The sequence below is a fragment of the Nocardioides sp. genome (genome assembly GCF_964229035.1).
Lineage (GTDB): Bacteria > Actinomycetota > Actinomycetes > Propionibacteriales > Nocardioidaceae > Nocardioides.
Genome location: NZ_CAXRAZ010000033.1, coordinates 152,365 through 167,608, shown reverse-complemented (window position 1 = coordinate 167,608; position 15,244 = coordinate 152,365). Strand labels below are relative to the sequence as shown.

Sequence of the window (15,244 nt, the reverse complement as noted above, 5' to 3'; positions counted from 1 at the left end):
TGGGGGGGGCCGAGCGCAACCTCGCCGGCACGGGGTGCGAGCTCCACCACGGCGACCTCGCCACCGCCGTCCCCGAGCTGGCGGGACAGGTCGACGTGCTGGTCAGCAACCCGCCCTACATCCCGCTGGAGGCGTGGGAGTCGGTGGCGGCCGAGGCGCGCGACCACGACCCCCACCTCGCCCTGTTCTCCGGTGACGACGGGCTGGAGGCGATCCGCGCGCTGGAGCGCCGCGGCCGCGGTCTGCTGCGGCCCGGCGGGGTCGTCGGGATCGAGCACGCCGACGTGCAGGGGGAGAGCGCCCCGGCGGTCTTCGCCGCCACCGGGCACTGGGACGCCGTGCGCGACCATCGCGACCTGGCGGGCCGTGCGCGCTACCTCACCGCGCGGCTGGCACGATAGGCCGGTGATCTGCGAGCGCTTCACCACCGGGAGCCCCGAGGAACTCGAGGACGCCGTCGAGGCGGCCGTCATGGCGATCCAGCGCGGCGACCTGGTCGTGCTCCCCACCGACACCGTCTACGGCATCGCTGCCGACGCCTTCGACAAGGAGGCGGTCGCCGGCCTGCTGGAGGCCAAGGGGCGGGGCCGGGAGATGCCGCCGCCGGTGCTGGTGAGCAGCACCGCGACCCTCGACGCGCTCGCCACCCGCGTGCCCGGCTACGCGCGGGCGCTCGTGGAGGCGTTCTGGCCCGGTCCGCTGACGGTGATCTGCCACCAGCAGCAGTCCCTGCAGTGGGACCTCGGCGACACCCGCGGCACCGTCGCGGTGCGCATGCCCGACCACGAGGTGGCCCGCGAGATCCTCGAGCGCACCGGCCCGCTGGCCGTCAGCTCGGCCAACCTCACCGGCATGCCCGCCGCCACCGACGCCGACCAGGCCGAGGAGATGCTGGCGGCCTCCGTCGCCGTCGTCGTCGACGCGGGGGAGTCGCCGGGGGGAGAGGCCTCGACGATCGTGGACTGCACCGGCGACCAGGGCCGGATCCTGCGCCGCGGGGCGCTGTCGCTCGAGCAGCTCAACGAGGTGCTCGAGCCGCTCGGCGCGACCCTCACCGACCTGGACTGAGACGGGGGAGCGGGCGTGCGCGAGTACCTGGTCGTCTTCCTCGTCGCGGCGGCGATCACCTACCTGCTCACCGTCGTGGCCCGGGAGATCGCGGTGCGCACGGGCGCCGTCGCCGCCGTCCGTGACCGCGACGTGCACGCCGAGCCGATCCCCTACCTCGGCGGCATCGCCATGCTCGGCGGGCTCTTCGCCGCGTTCCTCGTGGCGCGGGAGCTGCCGTTCCTCTCCCGCAGCGACCCCTTCGTCTTCGCCGACGCCCAGGCGGTGCTGGTCTCGGGGGCGGTGGTGTGCGCGGTCGGGGTGGTCGACGACATCTTCGACCTCGACGCCCTGAGCAAGTTCGGCGGCCAGGTCGTGGCCGTCGGGCTGCTGGTGTACTCCGGCATCCAGTTCCACTTCTTCTTCCCCGCCGACGGCGAGCAGTTCGTGCTCGACTCCGGCCAGGGCGCCCTGCTCACCGCCTTCCTGGTGCTGGCCACCGTCAACGCCGTGAACTTCGTCGACGGCCTGGACGGCCTGGCGGCCGGCGTGGTGGGCATCTCGGCGCTGGCCTTCTTCGTCTACTGCTACGAGCTCTCCAGCGCCAACGGCATCACCCGCGCCACCACCGGCGCCCTGCTGACGGCCGCGCTGGCCGGCGCCTGCGCGGGCTTCCTGGCGCACAACTGGCACCCGGCCCGCCTGTTCATGGGCGACTCCGGCTCGATGCTCCTGGGGCTGGTGCTCTCGGCCTCGGCGATCACCGTCACCACGCAGTTCTCGCCCGAGGACATCGCGCTGGGGGCCGACGGCACCCGCGCCAGCCTGCTGCCGATGCTGCTGCCCGCCGCCCTGCCGATCCTCATCCTCATCGTGCCCCTGGCCGACCTGGTGATGGCGGTCGTGCGGCGCACCCGCGCCGGCCGCTCGCCGTTCGCCCCCGACAAGCAGCACCTGCACCACCGACTGCTCGAGATCGGGCACTCCCACCGCCGGGCCGTGGCGATCATGTGGCTGTGGGCGGGCCTGATCGCCTTCTCCACCGTGTTGGCGAGCCTGCGCACCGGTCCCTCGGTCTGGCTCAGCATCGCCGGCTGCTTCGGGCTCACCCTGGTGCTCACGTTCGTGCTGCCGGTGCTGCACCGTCCCGGTCAACCGGCGCCGGAGGGCCCGGTCGCCACCCCGTCCGGTGAGAGCGGCGGACCCGATGCCGGGGCGCCGGAGACTTTGTGATAACTTTCACGAGCACCTGAGGAACACCTGAATCCCCCCTCCCAGACCGCACAGATCGGCCGCCGACGATGACGACCGCCACCTCCCGCACCGACCCGCAGTCGCGGGTCGTCGCTGCGCGAGTGCTGTTCGGTTCGGCGCTGGTCACCCTCGCCGGGGGCCTGGTCGTGGCGGTGGCGGGTCTGGTGCTCGACGGTCCCGGGGCCGCCGGCGCGGCCCTGGTCGGTGCGCTCGCCGCGACCCTGGTCATGGTCACCGCCGCGATGGCGGTCGACGTCGTCGCCACCGTGCGGCCCGCGTGGTCGCTGCTCGTGGCGATGCTGACCTACCTGCTCGTCGTCGTGGCGCTGGCGGCGTCGCTGACCGTCGTCTCCGACGCCGAGCGGTGGCCCGAGGGCCTCCCGGTGTCCTGGCTCTCGGCCGGGATCCTCGGCGTCGCCCTCACGTGGACCGTCGCCCAGGTGCGCCTGGCGACCACCGCGCGCATCCCGGTGTTCGACCTCCCGCAGGCGGGTGAACGATGACCCGGACCGGCTGCTATTGTCCGGCTCGCGATGAGTCAGTCGGACGACACCCCGAAGGGCGACCCGTGGCTGGCCTTCGGCTACCTCGTGTCGGGCGTACTCCTGTACGGAGGCGTGGGGTGGTTGCTCGACCGATGGTGGGGCACCGAGTTCATGGTGATCCTCGGCATCCTGCTGGGCGCCGGCCTCGCGCTGTACCAGACCTTCGCACGATTCCGAGCCCCCTCGGACCCGAACTAGTCCAGAAACAGGAGTGCCCATGCTGAGCCTGGTCCTGACCGCCGCGAGCGGCGAGGGAGAGAGCGAGGGGTTCACCCCTCCCAGCCCGGCCGACTTCAACCTGCCGCCCATCGGCGGGAGCACGAGCTCGAGCACCTTCGAGTTCCTGGGCCAGGCCAACTACGCCGGCGTCACCAAGCCCATGGTCCAGCTCGTGCTGGTCGCGATCCTGGTCTTCGCCCTCTTCTACGCCGCCTCGCGCAAGCGCGCGATGGTGCCCGGCAAGCTGCAGTACGTCGGTGAGGAGGCGTACGGCTTCGTGCGCAACTCCATCGGCCGCGACATCATCGGCAGCCACGACTTCCAGCGCTTCGTGCCCTACCTGTTCGCGCTGTTCTTCTTCGTGCTGTTCAACAACTTCGCCGCCACCGTGCCGTTCCTCCAGTTCCCGACGTTCTCCCGATCGGGCCTGGTCTACAGCCTCGCCCTGCTCTCGTGGGTCGTCTACAACGGCGTCGGCATCAAGAAGCACGGCTTCGTCGGCTACTTCAAGCTGCAGAGCGTGCCCTCGGGCGTGCACGGCCCCATCCTGGCCCTGCTGATCCCGCTGGAGTTCCTCTCCAACATCCTGGTCCGCCCGGTCACGCTGGCCCTGCGTCTGTTCTGCAACATGTTCGCCGGCCACCTGCTGCTCATCCTGTTCGCTCTCGGCGGCGAGTACCTCATCGCCGAGATGGGTGGCGCCTACATCGGCGTCGGCCTGCTCTCCTGGGTGCTCTTCATCGCCGTCGCCTTCCTCGAGGTCCTGATCCAGTTCCTCCAGGCGTACGTGTTCGTCCTGCTCACCGCGATGTACATCGCCGGTGCGCTGGCCGACGAGCACTGAGCACCACCACGCAGCACCCAGCCCGCCCCAGTTCTGCACCACCCCAGTAGTTCCAAACCGAAAGGGATCCCATGATCAACGCGCTCGCGATGACCGGTGAGCTGAACGGCTCGCTCAACATGATCGGTTACGGCCTGGCCGCCATCGGCCCGGGTATCGGTATCGGTCTGATCTTCGCCGCCTACATCGCCGGTGTCGCCCGCCAGCCGGAGGCCCAGAGCCGCCTGCAGTCGATCGCCATCCTGGGCTTCGCCCTCGCCGAGGCGCTCGCCATCATCGGTATCGCCCTTGCGTTCGTCCTGAGCTGACCAAGCCCTCGTAGGACCTGGAAGGACCTGCCATGCAGATTCTCAACGCACCCCTGGTGCTGCGGGCGGCCGGGGAAGACCTCAACCCGCTCGTGCCGCACCCGGTCGAGCTCGTGCTCTCGATCGTCGTCTTCGGTCTGCTCTTCCTCGCGGTCAAGAAGTTCATCGTCCCGAACTTCGAGGCCACCTTCGAGGAGCGCACCAAGGCCATCGAGGGCGGCCTGTCCGCCGCCGAGAGCAAGCAGGCCGAGGCCGACGCCAAGCTCGCCGAGCTCGAGGCCCAGCTGGCCGAGGCCCGTCACGAGGCCGCGCGCATCCGTGAGGAGGCGCGCGAGCAGGGCGCCGCGATCGTGGCCGAGATGCGTGAGCAGGCTCAGACCGAGGCTGCCCGGATCGTCGAGCACGGCAAGACCCAGATCGAGGCCGAGCGCCAGCAGGCGGTCACCTCGCTGCGGGCCGAAGTCGGCACCCTCGCCACCACCCTCGCGGGTCGGATCGTGGGGGAGAGCCTGGAGGACGACGAGCGCCAGTCGCGCGTCGTCGAGCGGTTCCTCGCCGACCTCGAGACCGGTAAGTCCGGGGCCCAGTGATGGATCTGCGGGGCGCCTCCGCGGAGGCCCTGGTCACGCTGACCGAGGAGCTGGCGGGTCACACCGCCGACGCCGCGGCAGCGACCCAGGTCTCGGCGGACCTGTTCGACCTGGCGCAGACGCTGCGCCGTGAGGGGGCGCTCCGGCGCTTAGCGACCGACGCCTCGGTGCCGGTCGCGGCCAAGCAGGGCCTCGTGGCCGAGGTCTTCGGGCCCCGGTACGGCGCCGGCGCGGTGGCGGTGCTCAGCGCCGCCGTCGCGCGCCGGTGGACCGCCACCCGTGACCTCGCCGACGTGCTCGAGCACCTCAGCGTCGTCGCCACGGTGACCTCCGCCGGTGCGGAGTCGGGTCGCCTGGTGGACGAGCTGTTCTCGGTCGGCCAGACCATCCGGACCACCCCGGAGCTGCGCGACGCGCTCTCCGACCCGGCCCGGTCCGAGGCCGACAAGGTGACGCTGCTGTCCTCGCTGCTCGAGGGCAAGGCGCTGCCGGCCACGGTCACCCTCGCGGTCCGCTCCCTGGCGGGCACCTACCGCACCGCCCTCGCGGCCCTCGCGGCCTACGAGAAGGTCGCGGCCCAGGTGCACGGTCAGAGCGTGGCCACCATCCGAGCGGCCCGCCCGCTCTCGGAGGCCGAGCTCGACCGGCTCGGCGGCGCCCTGGCGTCGCAGTACGGCCGACCGGTGCACCTCAACCTGGTCGTCGATCCCACGGTGCTCGGTGGCATCCGCGTGGAGATCGGTGACGACGTCATCGACGGGACGGTGTCCAGCCGCCTCGACGACGCCCGCCGGCGACTCGTCGGCTGAACCCACGTACCCACATTTCAAGGTCAGAGAGAAGGAAGACGATGACGGAGCTCTCGATCCGTCCGGAGGAGATCCGGGACGCACTGCAGAAGTACGTCGCCGACTACAAGCCGGAAGCGGCCAGCAAGGAGGAGGTCGGCACCGTCTCGCAGGCGGCCGACGGCATCGCCCGGGTGACGGGCCTGCCCTCGTGCATGGCCAACGAACTCCTGGAGTTCGAGGACGGCACGCGCGGCCTCGCCCTCAACCTGGAGACCCGCGAGATCGGTGTCGTCATCCTCGGTGACTTCGACAAGATCGAGGAGGGCCAGACGGTCCGCCGCACGGGCGAGGTGCTCTCCGTGCCCGTCGGTGACGCGTTCCTCGGTCGCGTCGTGGACCCGCTCGGCACCCCGATCGACGGCCTCGGCGAGATCGCCGCGTCCGGCCGCCGCGCCCTGGAGCTCCAGGCGCCGACCGTGATGCAGCGCAAGTCGGTGCACGAGCCCCTCGCCACCGGCATCAAGGCCATCGACTCGATGACCCCGATCGGCCGTGGCCAGCGTCAGCTGATCATCGGCGACCGCGCGACCGGCAAGACGACGATCGCGATCGACACGATCATCAACCAGAAGCAGAACTGGGAGTCGGGCGATCCGACCAAGCAGGTGCGCTGCATCTACGTCGCCATCGGCCAGAAGGGCTCCACCATCGCCTCGGTGCGCGGTGCCCTCGAGGAGGCCGGCGCGCTGGAGTACACCACCATCGTCGCCTCCCCGGCCTCCGACAGCGCCGGCTTCAAGTACCTCGCCCCGTACACCGGCTCGGCCATCGGCCAGCAGTGGATGTACGACGGCAAGCACGTGCTGATCGTCTTCGACGACCTCACCAAGCAGGCCGAGGCCTACCGTGCGGTGTCGCTGCTGCTGCGTCGTCCCCCGGGCCGTGAGGCCTACCCCGGTGACGTCTTCTACCTGCACAGCCGGCTGCTCGAGCGCTGCGCGAAGCTCTCCGACGAGCTCGGCGCGGGCTCGATGACCGGTCTGCCGATCATCGAGACCAAGGCCAACGACGTCTCGGCGTTCATCCCGACCAACGTCATCTCGATCACCGACGGTCAGATCTTCCTCCAGTCCGACCTCTTCGCGGCCAACCAGCGCCCCGCCATCGACGTGGGCATCTCGGTGTCGCGCGTGGGCGGCTCGGCGATGACCAAGGCGATGAAGGCCGTCACCGGTTCGCTCAAGGTCGACCTGGCTCAGTTCCGCGCGATGGAGGCCTTCGCGATGTTCGCCTCCGACCTCGACGCCGCCTCGCGCCAGCAGCTCGACCGTGGCCAGCGCCTCATGGCGCTGCTCAAGCAGCCGGCCTACTCGCCGTACCCGCTCGAGGAGATGACCGTCTCGCTGTGGCTCGGCACCACCGGCCGCCTCGACGTCCTCGACGTGGCCGACGTGCTGCGCTTCGAGGCCGAGTTCCTCGACTACCTGCGTCGCTCGCACGCCGGCCTGCTCGCCGGCATCCGGGAGACCACCAAGTTCGAGGACGAGGCCGGTCTGGTCGCGGCGTACGACGCGTTCCTGCCGCAGTTCCAGAGCGAGGGCTGAGCATGGCCGTCTCGCTGCGCGAGTACCGCGCGCGGATCAGGTCGACCGAGTCGATGAAGAAGATCACGCGTGCCATGGAGCTCATCGCTGCGTCGCGCATCATCAAGGCCCAGCAGCGGGCGCAGGCGGCGGCGCCGTACGCCCGCGAGCTCACCCGGGCGGTGTCCGCGGTGGCGACGTACTCCAACGTCGACCACCCGCTCACCACCGAGGTCGCCGAGCCCACCCGGGCCGCGGTGCTGGTCGTGACCAGCGACCGCGGCCTGGCGGGTGCCTACTCCTCCAACGTGCTCAAGGAGGCCGAGCGCCTCGGCGAGCGCCTGCGGGGCGAGGGCAAGACCGTCAGCACCTACGTCTGCGGCCGCAAGGGCGAGGCGTACTTCAAGTTCCGCCAGCGTCCGATCGTGCAGGCCTGGACCGGGTTCTCCGACCAGCCCGACTACGACACCGCCGCCGAGGTGGGTCAGACCCTGATCGACGCCTTCCTCGCCGAGGTGGCCGAGGGCGGGGTCGACGAGGTGCACGTCGTGTACACGCAGTTCAAGTCGATGCTGACCCAGGAGCCCGCCGCCATCCGGCTGCTGCCCCTGGAGCTGGAGGACGGCGACGCGCCGGCCGACGGCGAGGTGCTGCCGCTGTACGAGTTCGAGCCCTCGGCCGAGGCCGTCCTCGACGGCCTGCTCCCGCAGTACGTCCAGAGCCGCATCTTCTTCTGCCTCCTGCAGGCGGCGGCCTCCGAGCTCGCCGCCCGTCAGAAGGCGATGAAGTCGGCCACGGACAACGCCGAGGAGCTGATCAAGAAGTACAAGCGGATCGCCAACCAGGCCCGACAGGCCGGCATCACGCAGGAAATCAGTGAGATCGTCGGTGGCGTGAACGCGCTGGCCGACGCGACGTCCGCCAGCGAGTGACCCGAAGGTAAGTGAGAGACATGACCGCAACGGTTGAAGAGACCACCCAGTCCGGTTCGGGCAGCGTCGGCCGTATCGCCCGCGTGATCGGCCCGGTCGTCGACATCGAGTTCCCCGTGGACTCGATGCCCGAGATCTACAACAAGCTCGAGGTCGAGGTCACCCTCGGCGGCGAGACCACCATCCTGCCCCTCGAGGTGGCCCAGCACATCGGTGACGGCATGGTCCGCGCGATCTCGCTGAAGCCCACCGACGGCCTCGTGCGCGGTGCCCAGGTGTCCGACACCGGCGGCCCGATCACCGTGCCCGTCGGCGACGCCACCCTCGGCAAGGTGTTCAACGCCACCGGCGACTGCCTCAACCTCGAGGCCGGTCAGACCCTCGAGGTCAACGAGCGCTGGGGCATCCACCGCAAGGCCCCGGCCTTCGACCAGCTCGAGTCGAAGACCCAGATGTTCGAGACCGGCATCAAGGTCATCGACCTGCTGACCCCGTACGTGCAGGGCGGCAAGATCGGCCTGTTCGGCGGCGCCGGCGTGGGCAAGACCGTGCTCATCCAGGAGATGATCGCGCGTGTCGCCAAGGACCACGGTGGTGTGTCGGTGTTCGCCGGTGTGGGCGAGCGCACCCGCGAGGGCAACGACCTGATCGTCGAGATGGAGGAGGCCGGCGTCATCGGCCAGACCGCCCTCGTGTTCGGCCAGATGGACGAGCCGCCGGGCACCCGGCTGCGCGTCGCGCTGTCCGCGCTGACGATGGCGGAGTACTTCCGCGACGTCCAGAACCAGGACGTGCTGCTGTTCATCGACAACATCTTCCGGTTCACCCAGGCCGGCTCGGAGGTCTCCACCCTGCTCGGCCGCATGCCGTCCGCGGTGGGCTACCAGCCCAACCTGGCCGACGAGATGGGTCAGCTCCAGGAGCGCATCACCTCCACCCGTGGTCACTCGATCACCTCGATGCAGGCGAGCTACGTGCCGGCCGACGACTACACCGACCCGGCGCCGGCCACGACGTTCGCCCACCTGGACGCCACCACCGAGCTGTCGCGCGAGATCGCCTCGCTGGGCATCTACCCGGCCGTGGACCCGCTGACCTCCACCTCGCGGATCCTCGACCCGCAGTACATCGGTCAGGCGCACTACGACTGCGCGATCCGGATCAAGCAGATCCTGCAGCGCAACAAGGAGCTGCAGGACATCATCGCGATCCTGGGTGTCGACGAGCTGTCCGAGGAGGACAAGATCATCGTCTCCCGCGCGCGCCGCATCCAGCGGTTCCTGTCGCAGAACACCTACGTGGCCAAGCAGTTCACCGGCATCGAGGGCTCGACCGTGCCCGTGGCCGACACCATCGAGGCGTTCAACAAGATCGCCGACGGTGAGTACGACCACGTCGCCGAGCAGGCGTTCTTCATGTGCGGTGGCCTCGACGACGTCGAGGCCAAGTGGGCCGAGATCCAGAAGAACCTCTGATCATGGCCGACGCTGAAGTCCTGCAGGTCGAGCTCGTCGCCGCCGACCGGACCGTGTGGTCCGGCTCGGCGACGATGGTGGTGGCCCGCACGGTGGAGGGTGACGTCGGGATCCTGCGGGGCCACGCCCCGCTGCTCTCGCTGCTCACCGACGCCACCGTGGAGATCCTCGCGGTCGACGGTCCGGCGGTCATCGCCGTCGCCGACGGCGGGTTCATCTCCGTGGCCAACGACCGGGTCTCGATCCTCTCCGAGCACGCCGTGCTCGCCGAGGAGATCGACGTCGACCAGGTGCGCATCGACCTCGAGGAGGCCCAGGCGCACGCCCTGGACTCCGCCGACGAGGGCGAGCGCCGCATCCGCCAGGCGGAGGCCCGGCTGAGGGCGGTCGAGAAGGCGCGAGCCTGACCCGCTAGTGTTCCCAGGGTCGAGAGGGGGCGCAGCGTGGCGTGGTGGCAGTGGGTCATCGATGCTGCCGGCGTCGTGCTGCTCCTCGTCCTCCTCGGCCTGGTCGCCCTGGTGGTCCGCCGTCGCCTGATCGGGCGTCACGGCGGCACCTTCGAACTCTCACACCGCGTCCGTCCCTCCGGGGACGGGCGCGGTTGGGTTCTCGGGATCGGCCGCTACTCCGGCGAGCGGCTGGAGTGGTTCCGCATCTTCACCCTCTGGCCCGGTCCGACCCGGGTCTGGGAGCGCGACGAGCTGACCTACGACGGTCGTCGCGAGCCCGTCGGCGCCGAGCAGGCGCTGCTCTACCCCGACCACCTGGTCATCCGCTGCCAGGGGTCCACCGGTGAGGTCGAGCTCGCGATGAGCGTGGCCTCCCTCACCGGCTTCCAGGCGTGGCTCGAGGCGCGCCCACCCGGCACGGACTGGGATCAGTCGCTGCTGCGCTGACCGCCCGGCACCCACAGCACGTCGCCGCTGCCGCGGTTGGCGTACCGGGCCAGGATGAAGACCAGGTCGCTGAGGCGGTTGAGGTACGTGATCGCCAGGACGTTCATCGACTCGCCGTGCACCTCGTAGGCCGCCCACGCCGCCCGTTCGGCGCGGCGGATCACGGTGCGGCACACGTGCAGCTGGGCGGCGGCCGGGGTGCCGCCGTTGAGGATGAAGGACCGCAGGGCGGGCAGGTCCTCGTTGTAGTGGTCGCACCAGGCCTCGAGTCGGTCGACGTAGTCCTGCGTGATGCGCAGCGGCGGGAAGTCGGGCTCGGCCACCACCGGGGTGCAGAAGTCGGCACCGACGTCGAACAGGTCGTTCTGCAGGTGGGTGAGCACGCTGACGACGTCGTCGTCCAGGCCGCCCGTGGCCAGCGCGACGCCGAGGTGGGCGTTGGCCTCGTCGACGTCGGCGTAGGCGTGCAGTCGCAGGTCGTTCTTCGTGGTCACGCTCATGTCGCCGAGGCGGGTCTCTCCGGCGTCGCCGGTGCGGGTGTAGATGCGGGTGAGGTTGACCATGGTCCGACCGTAGCGCGTCGGACGGGGTACCGATCGGGTGGTCAGGCAACCGGAACGGCCTCCAGCACGTCTGAAGGAGTGAGGGCTGTCATCGGACTCGGGAGGACCCATGGACGTGAGCACCGACGGTGCCGTGGTGATGTTGCACGGCGACTTCGACGCGCGCTCGACGCACGAGGTGCGCGACGTCGTGTACGACACCCTCGACCGGCACCGCGCCGTGGTGGTGGACCTCTCGGACGTCCGCGCGGTCGACGTCACCGCCCTGCGGCTGCTCGCGGCGGCGACGTTCGTGGCGCACCGGGCCGAGCGCCGGGTCACGCTGCGGGGCTGCAACGGGTCGGTGCGGCGGCTGCTGCACCGCACGCACCTGATCCGGCTGGTGCACCTGGACCGCGCTACCGCGTGCTGAGCACCGGGCGGGCCTCACCGACCCGCAGGGTCGCGGCCGGGCTCACGACGTCGAGCGTGGCCGGGATCGTGCTCCAGGGGCCGTTCCCCAGGCGGTAGCGGCCCTCGTAGGTGGTGGTGAGCCCGAGGCTGACCCGGCCCGGGGTGGTGTAGGTGTGGGCGAGGTCGAGGTGGGGGTAGCCGCGGCCCGGGGCCGTCGTGGAGCGGGTCGTCCCGTCGCCGTGGCTCCAGGTCCAACCGACCGCCGTGGCCTCGATCGTGATCCGCTGCCCGAGGAGGGTGAGCGTGCGCCGGTGGGGCTCGGTGTTGGTCGTGAACAGGTTGGTCGGGAGGTTCACCAGGGTGCGACCGTTGGTCGGCTGGACCTGCAGGTCGCTCGCCGGCCAGTCCAGGGCCCGGAACTCCCGCTCGATGCGGGCCGGGGTGAGCACCGGGGCCGCGGGCTGGCCGGGCGCGTCGGTCACGCAGGTCTGCCCGAGGTACGTGTCGCCGCGGTAGATGTCGTAGAGGAAGCCGTCATACCCGTCCTCCACGCACGCGGAGCGTGCGAAGCAGAGGGCATCGCCTCCGATGTCGCAACTCGGCTCGTATCGGATGGGTTGCGATCCACCAGTACCGACGGTCTCCAATCCTGGAGTGCCCTCAGGAACTTGACCCTGCGAGCCGGAGACACTCTGAAGGCTGGCGTCTACGTCGATGGGGCTCGGATCCGCAGAAAGCATCAGAATCCAGGCGGCTGCCGCAATCACACTCATGCTCGGTCCACCTCGCCGAACCTGACAATGAACCAGCCGCCACGCGATCTGACCACGTTGACCTGGAAGCGCTCCACGCCCCCGGGAAATCGCTGGTCGACCTCACCTTGCGAGTCCCTTACGACTGTCGGCGCAGTCTCTAGGTCGTACTCCAGGATCGTGACCTTCCCGGGGGTGCCCACCAGGCTTAGGTCCTCAATCTTGGGGAGCTCGACCTCGATCTCGCCGCCCTCCCGATAGATCGAGGTAACGGAGTCGGCCAGATCTGAGCACTGACGACACTCGCGAGACATCGCAAGGTACTGGGAAGTGTCTCCCGTTTGCTGCATGCGAAAGGCTTCCACTTGCCATCGCACGACGAATTCTTCCGCGGTTTCGGGCGGCAGATCTGATGCGACCGGATCGGTAGGCCGTGGGCTGGTCGATCCAGCGGTGTCGCTGGGCTCCAGGGGTGGCGGCTTGGGGGCGGGCGAGCTGGTGCAGGCCGAGAGGGCCAGCAGGAGGGCCGTGAGGGTGGGCAGGGTGGTGTGGAGGCGTGTGCGCATCGTGGTGGTGCCTTCCGAGAAACGATGTGCGACGACCCTAGAACGGGTCGGGCCGGGCGTCCATGGAGTCGGGGTGGGGCTGTGGACGCGGTCGTGCGGCGCGGGCGGCCCTCGGGGAGTGGCCTATCTCCCATCAAGACAGCGGTTACTAATGGTTAACAACGTCGTAGGCTTCGCGCCATGGCTGAGAAGGACCGTCCCTGGGTGATGCGGACCTACGCGGGGCACTCGACCGCCGCGGCGTCCAACAAGCTCTACCGCACGAACCTCGCCAAGGGGCAGACCGGGCTGTCGGTCGCCTTCGACCTGCCGACGCAGACCGGGTACGACCCCGACTCGGTGATGTCGCGCGGCGAGGTCGGCAAGGTGGGTGTGCCGGTGCCGCACCTGGGTGAGATGCGCAAGCTGTTCGACCAGATCCCGCTCACCGAGATGAACACCTCGATGACGATCAACGCCACCGCGATGTGGCTCCTGGCGCTCTACCAGGTGGCGGCGGAGGAGCAGAACCCCGACCTCAGCCCCGAGGCGGTGGCGCACCAGCTGGCCGGCACCACCCAGAACGACATCATCAAGGAGTACCTCTCGCGCGGGACCTACGTGTTCCCGCCGGAGCACTCGCTGCGGCTGATCAGCGACATGATCGCCTACACCGTCCACCAGATCCCCAAGTGGAATCCCATCAACATCTGCAGCTACCACCTGCAGGAGGCCGGCGCGACGCCCACCCAGGAGCTCGCCTACGCCCTGTGCACCGCCATCGCGGTGCTCGACCAGGTCAAGAACTCCGGCCAGGTCTCCGAGGCCGACTTCCCCAAGGTCGTGGGCCGCATCTCCTTCTTCGTCAACGCCGGGGTGCGGTTCATCGAGGAGATGTGCAAGATGCGCGCCTTCGTCGAGCTCTGGGACGAGATCTGCCGCGAGCGCTACGGCGTCGAGGACCCCAAGATGCGTCGCTTCCGCTACGGCGTGCAGGTGAACTCCCTGGGCCTCACCGAGGCCCAGCCCGAGAACAACGTCCAGCGCATCGTGCTGGAGATGCTCGGGGTCACCCTGAGCAAGAACGCCCGCGCGCGGGCCGTGCAGCTGCCCGCCTGGAACGAGGCGCTGGGCCTGCCGCGGCCCTGGGACCAGCAGTGGTCGCTGCGCCTGCAGCAGGTGCTGGCCTTCGAGTCCGACCTGCTCGAGTACGACGACATCTTCGACGGCTCCACCGTGGTGGAGGCCAAGGTGCGCGAGCTCATCGACGGCGCCCGCGCCGAGATGGACCGCGTGCAGGCCATGGGCGGTGCGATCGCCGCCGTCGAGTCCGGCTACATGAAGCAGGAGCTCGTCTCGGCCCACGCCGCCCGCCGCGCCCGGATCGAGAACGGCGAGGAGATCATCGTCGGGGTCAACAAGTTCGACACCACCGAGCCGTCCCCGCTGACCGCCGACCTCGACGGCGCGATCATGGTGGCCGACCCCGCCGCCGAGCAGGCCGCCCGTGACTCGGTCGAGCAGTGGAAGGCCGGGCGCGACGAGGCCGCCGTCGCCGAGGCCCTGGCCAAGCTGGCCGCCGACGCCAAGACCGACGCCAACCTCATGGCCGCCACCCTGGCCGCCGCCCGGGCGGGCGCCACCACGGGGGAGTGGGCCGGCACGCTGCGCGAGGTGTTCGGCGAGTTCCGTGCCCCCACGGGCGTGAGCGGCGCCGTCGGCGTCGCCGAGGCCGGTGCCGAGCTCACCGCCGTCCGCGAGCGGGTCACGGCCACCGGCGACGAGCTGGGGGGCCGGCTCCGCCTGCTCGTCGGCAAGCCGGGCCTGGACGGGCACTCCAACGGTGCGGAGCAGGTGGCGGTGCGCGCCCGTGACGCCGGCTTCGAGGTCATCTACCAGGGCATCCGGCTGACCCCCGAGCAGATCGTCGCCGCGGCCGTGGCCGAGGACGTGCACTGCGTGGGTCTCTCGATCCTCTCCGGCTCGCACATGGAGCTCGTGCCGGCGGTGCTCGACGGCCTGCGCGCCGCGGGCCTCGACGACGTCCCGGTGATCGTGGGCGGCATCATCCCCGAGTCGGACGGCAAGCGGCTTCTCGAGCAGGGTGTCGCCGCGGTCTACACGCCCAAGGACTTCGGCCTCACCGAGATCATGGACGGGATCGTCAGCGTCATCCGTCGCGCGAACGACCTGGACTGATCCGGTCCTTCGGCCACCCAGGAAGGCTTGCCTCACATAAGTGAGGCAAGCCTTTCCTTTGTGTCGTATGCTGTGCTCATGGGCAAGAAGAGCAAGGGCAAGGCGAAGGTGCCGAAGCTCAAGTGCTGCGAGTCGAAGTCGAAGTGCGGGCGCTGCCCGCTGCGCATGCTCAAGGAGGGCTCCCTGCCCTCGGGCTACACCGTCAAGCGGCGCGTCGTCGTGCGCCTCGACGGCGGCAAGGTCACCAAGAAGAAGCTGGCCAAGGCCGCCTGAACCCTGCGTCGGGGGTGAGGCGACCCTTCGCGGTC

19 protein-coding genes and 1 pseudogene are annotated in these 15,244 nt (G+C 70.0%); 17 read left to right on the top strand and 3 right to left on the bottom strand.

Annotated elements, in window-relative coordinates; translation table 11 throughout:
• The 14 genes and pseudogenes from ACERUN_RS10930 to ACERUN_RS10865 all read left to right on the top strand — a co-directional run.
• Positions 1-401: pseudogene (locus ACERUN_RS10930) on the top strand (class I SAM-dependent methyltransferase); the annotation flags it as partial.
• 4 nt (positions 402-405) lie between these two features.
• On the top strand, positions 406-1,068 hold the full coding sequence (locus ACERUN_RS10925; RefSeq protein ID WP_370289960.1) for an L-threonylcarbamoyladenylate synthase: 663 nt from the start codon (positions 406-408) through the stop codon (positions 1,066-1,068).
• Positions 1,069-1,083: 15 nt separating this feature from the next.
• Positions 1,084-2,280: a glycosyltransferase family 4 protein gene (locus ACERUN_RS10920; protein ID WP_370289959.1), complete on the top strand. Its 1,197-nt coding sequence runs from the start codon at positions 1,084-1,086 to the stop codon at positions 2,278-2,280.
• Positions 2,281-2,348: 68 nt separating this feature from the next.
• Entirely contained in the window at positions 2,349-2,804 is a 456-nt protein-coding gene (locus ACERUN_RS10915; protein ID WP_370289958.1) for a hypothetical protein, read from the top strand.
• A 30-nt stretch (positions 2,805-2,834) separates the two neighbouring features.
• The gene (locus ACERUN_RS10910) at positions 2,835-3,044 is read left to right on the top strand and encodes a hypothetical protein (RefSeq protein ID WP_370289957.1); all 210 of its coding nucleotides are present in this window, start codon (positions 2,835-2,837) and stop codon (positions 3,042-3,044) included.
• 19 nt (positions 3,045-3,063) lie between these two features.
• Entirely contained in the window at positions 3,064-3,909 is an 846-nt protein-coding gene (gene atpB / locus ACERUN_RS10905) for a F0F1 ATP synthase subunit A (protein ID WP_370289956.1), read from the top strand.
• Positions 3,910-3,998: 89 nt separating this feature from the next.
• Positions 3,999-4,217 carry an ATP synthase F0 subunit C gene (atpE, locus tag ACERUN_RS10900; RefSeq protein WP_370289970.1) on the top strand — a complete coding sequence of 73 codons (219 nt, stop codon included), beginning with the start codon at positions 3,999-4,001 and terminating at the stop codon, positions 4,215-4,217.
• A 32-nt stretch (positions 4,218-4,249) separates the two neighbouring features.
• Complete coding sequence (locus ACERUN_RS10895) at positions 4,250-4,807, top strand: F0F1 ATP synthase subunit B (RefSeq protein ID WP_370289955.1); 558 nt, start codon at positions 4,250-4,252, stop codon at positions 4,805-4,807.
• Positions 4,807-5,616 (top strand): F0F1 ATP synthase subunit delta, encoded by an 810-nt coding sequence (locus ACERUN_RS10890; protein ID WP_370289954.1) that lies wholly within the window; start codon positions 4,807-4,809, stop codon positions 5,614-5,616. The genes ACERUN_RS10895 and ACERUN_RS10890 overlap by 1 nt, the downstream gene beginning before the upstream one ends.
• Before the next feature lie 41 nt (positions 5,617-5,657).
• Positions 5,658-7,202: a F0F1 ATP synthase subunit alpha gene (gene atpA, locus ACERUN_RS10885; RefSeq protein ID WP_370289953.1), complete on the top strand. Its 1,545-nt coding sequence runs from the start codon at positions 5,658-5,660 to the stop codon at positions 7,200-7,202.
• Between the two features lie 2 nt (positions 7,203-7,204).
• Positions 7,205-8,113 (top strand): F0F1 ATP synthase subunit gamma, encoded by a 909-nt coding sequence (locus ACERUN_RS10880; protein ID WP_370289952.1) that lies wholly within the window; start codon positions 7,205-7,207, stop codon positions 8,111-8,113.
• Positions 8,114-8,133: 20 nt separating this feature from the next.
• Positions 8,134-9,588 (top strand): F0F1 ATP synthase subunit beta, encoded by a 1,455-nt coding sequence (atpD, locus tag ACERUN_RS10875; protein ID WP_370289950.1) that lies wholly within the window; start codon positions 8,134-8,136, stop codon positions 9,586-9,588.
• A 2-nt stretch (positions 9,589-9,590) separates the two neighbouring features.
• Complete coding sequence (locus ACERUN_RS10870; RefSeq protein WP_370289949.1) at positions 9,591-9,995, top strand: F0F1 ATP synthase subunit epsilon; 405 nt, start codon at positions 9,591-9,593, stop codon at positions 9,993-9,995.
• A 36-nt stretch (positions 9,996-10,031) separates the two neighbouring features.
• Positions 10,032-10,484 carry a DUF2550 domain-containing protein gene (locus tag ACERUN_RS10865; protein ID WP_370289948.1) on the top strand — a complete coding sequence of 151 codons (453 nt, stop codon included), beginning with the start codon at positions 10,032-10,034 and terminating at the stop codon, positions 10,482-10,484.
• Here the strand turns inward: ACERUN_RS10865 and ACERUN_RS10860 are convergent.
• Positions 10,466-11,047 (bottom strand): cob(I)yrinic acid a,c-diamide adenosyltransferase, encoded by a 582-nt coding sequence (locus tag ACERUN_RS10860; RefSeq protein WP_370289947.1) that lies wholly within the window; start codon positions 11,045-11,047, stop codon positions 10,466-10,468. The two genes, ACERUN_RS10865 and ACERUN_RS10860, sit on opposite strands and share 19 nt — an antisense overlap.
• Positions 11,048-11,162: 115 nt before the next feature.
• Here ACERUN_RS10860 and ACERUN_RS10855 point away from each other — a divergent pair, with 115 nt between their 5' ends.
• Positions 11,163-11,459 (top strand): STAS domain-containing protein, encoded by a 297-nt coding sequence (locus tag ACERUN_RS10855; protein WP_370289946.1) that lies wholly within the window; start codon positions 11,163-11,165, stop codon positions 11,457-11,459.
• On the opposite strand, the gene ACERUN_RS10850 is transcribed toward ACERUN_RS10855, so the two are convergent.
• Both ACERUN_RS10850 and ACERUN_RS10845 read right to left on the bottom strand, forming a co-directional pair.
• Entirely contained in the window at positions 11,446-11,991 is a 546-nt protein-coding gene (locus ACERUN_RS10850) for a hypothetical protein (RefSeq protein WP_370289944.1), read from the bottom strand. The genes ACERUN_RS10855 and ACERUN_RS10850 overlap by 14 nt on opposite strands.
• Positions 11,992-12,209: 218 nt before the next feature.
• Entirely contained in the window at positions 12,210-12,758 is a 549-nt protein-coding gene (locus ACERUN_RS10845; RefSeq protein ID WP_370289943.1) for a hypothetical protein, read from the bottom strand.
• 180 nt (positions 12,759-12,938) lie between these two features.
• Between ACERUN_RS10845 and ACERUN_RS10840 the strand changes: the two genes are divergently transcribed.
• Both ACERUN_RS10840 and ACERUN_RS10835 read left to right on the top strand, forming a co-directional pair.
• Complete coding sequence (locus tag ACERUN_RS10840) at positions 12,939-14,936, top strand: protein meaA (RefSeq protein WP_370289941.1); 1,998 nt, start codon at positions 12,939-12,941, stop codon at positions 14,934-14,936.
• A gap of 78 nt (positions 14,937-15,014) precedes the next feature.
• A complete protein-coding gene (locus ACERUN_RS10835; RefSeq protein ID WP_370289940.1) occupies positions 15,015-15,209 on the top strand; it encodes a hypothetical protein in 195 nt (64 codons plus the stop codon).
• Positions 15,210-15,244 lie beyond the last annotated feature (35 nt).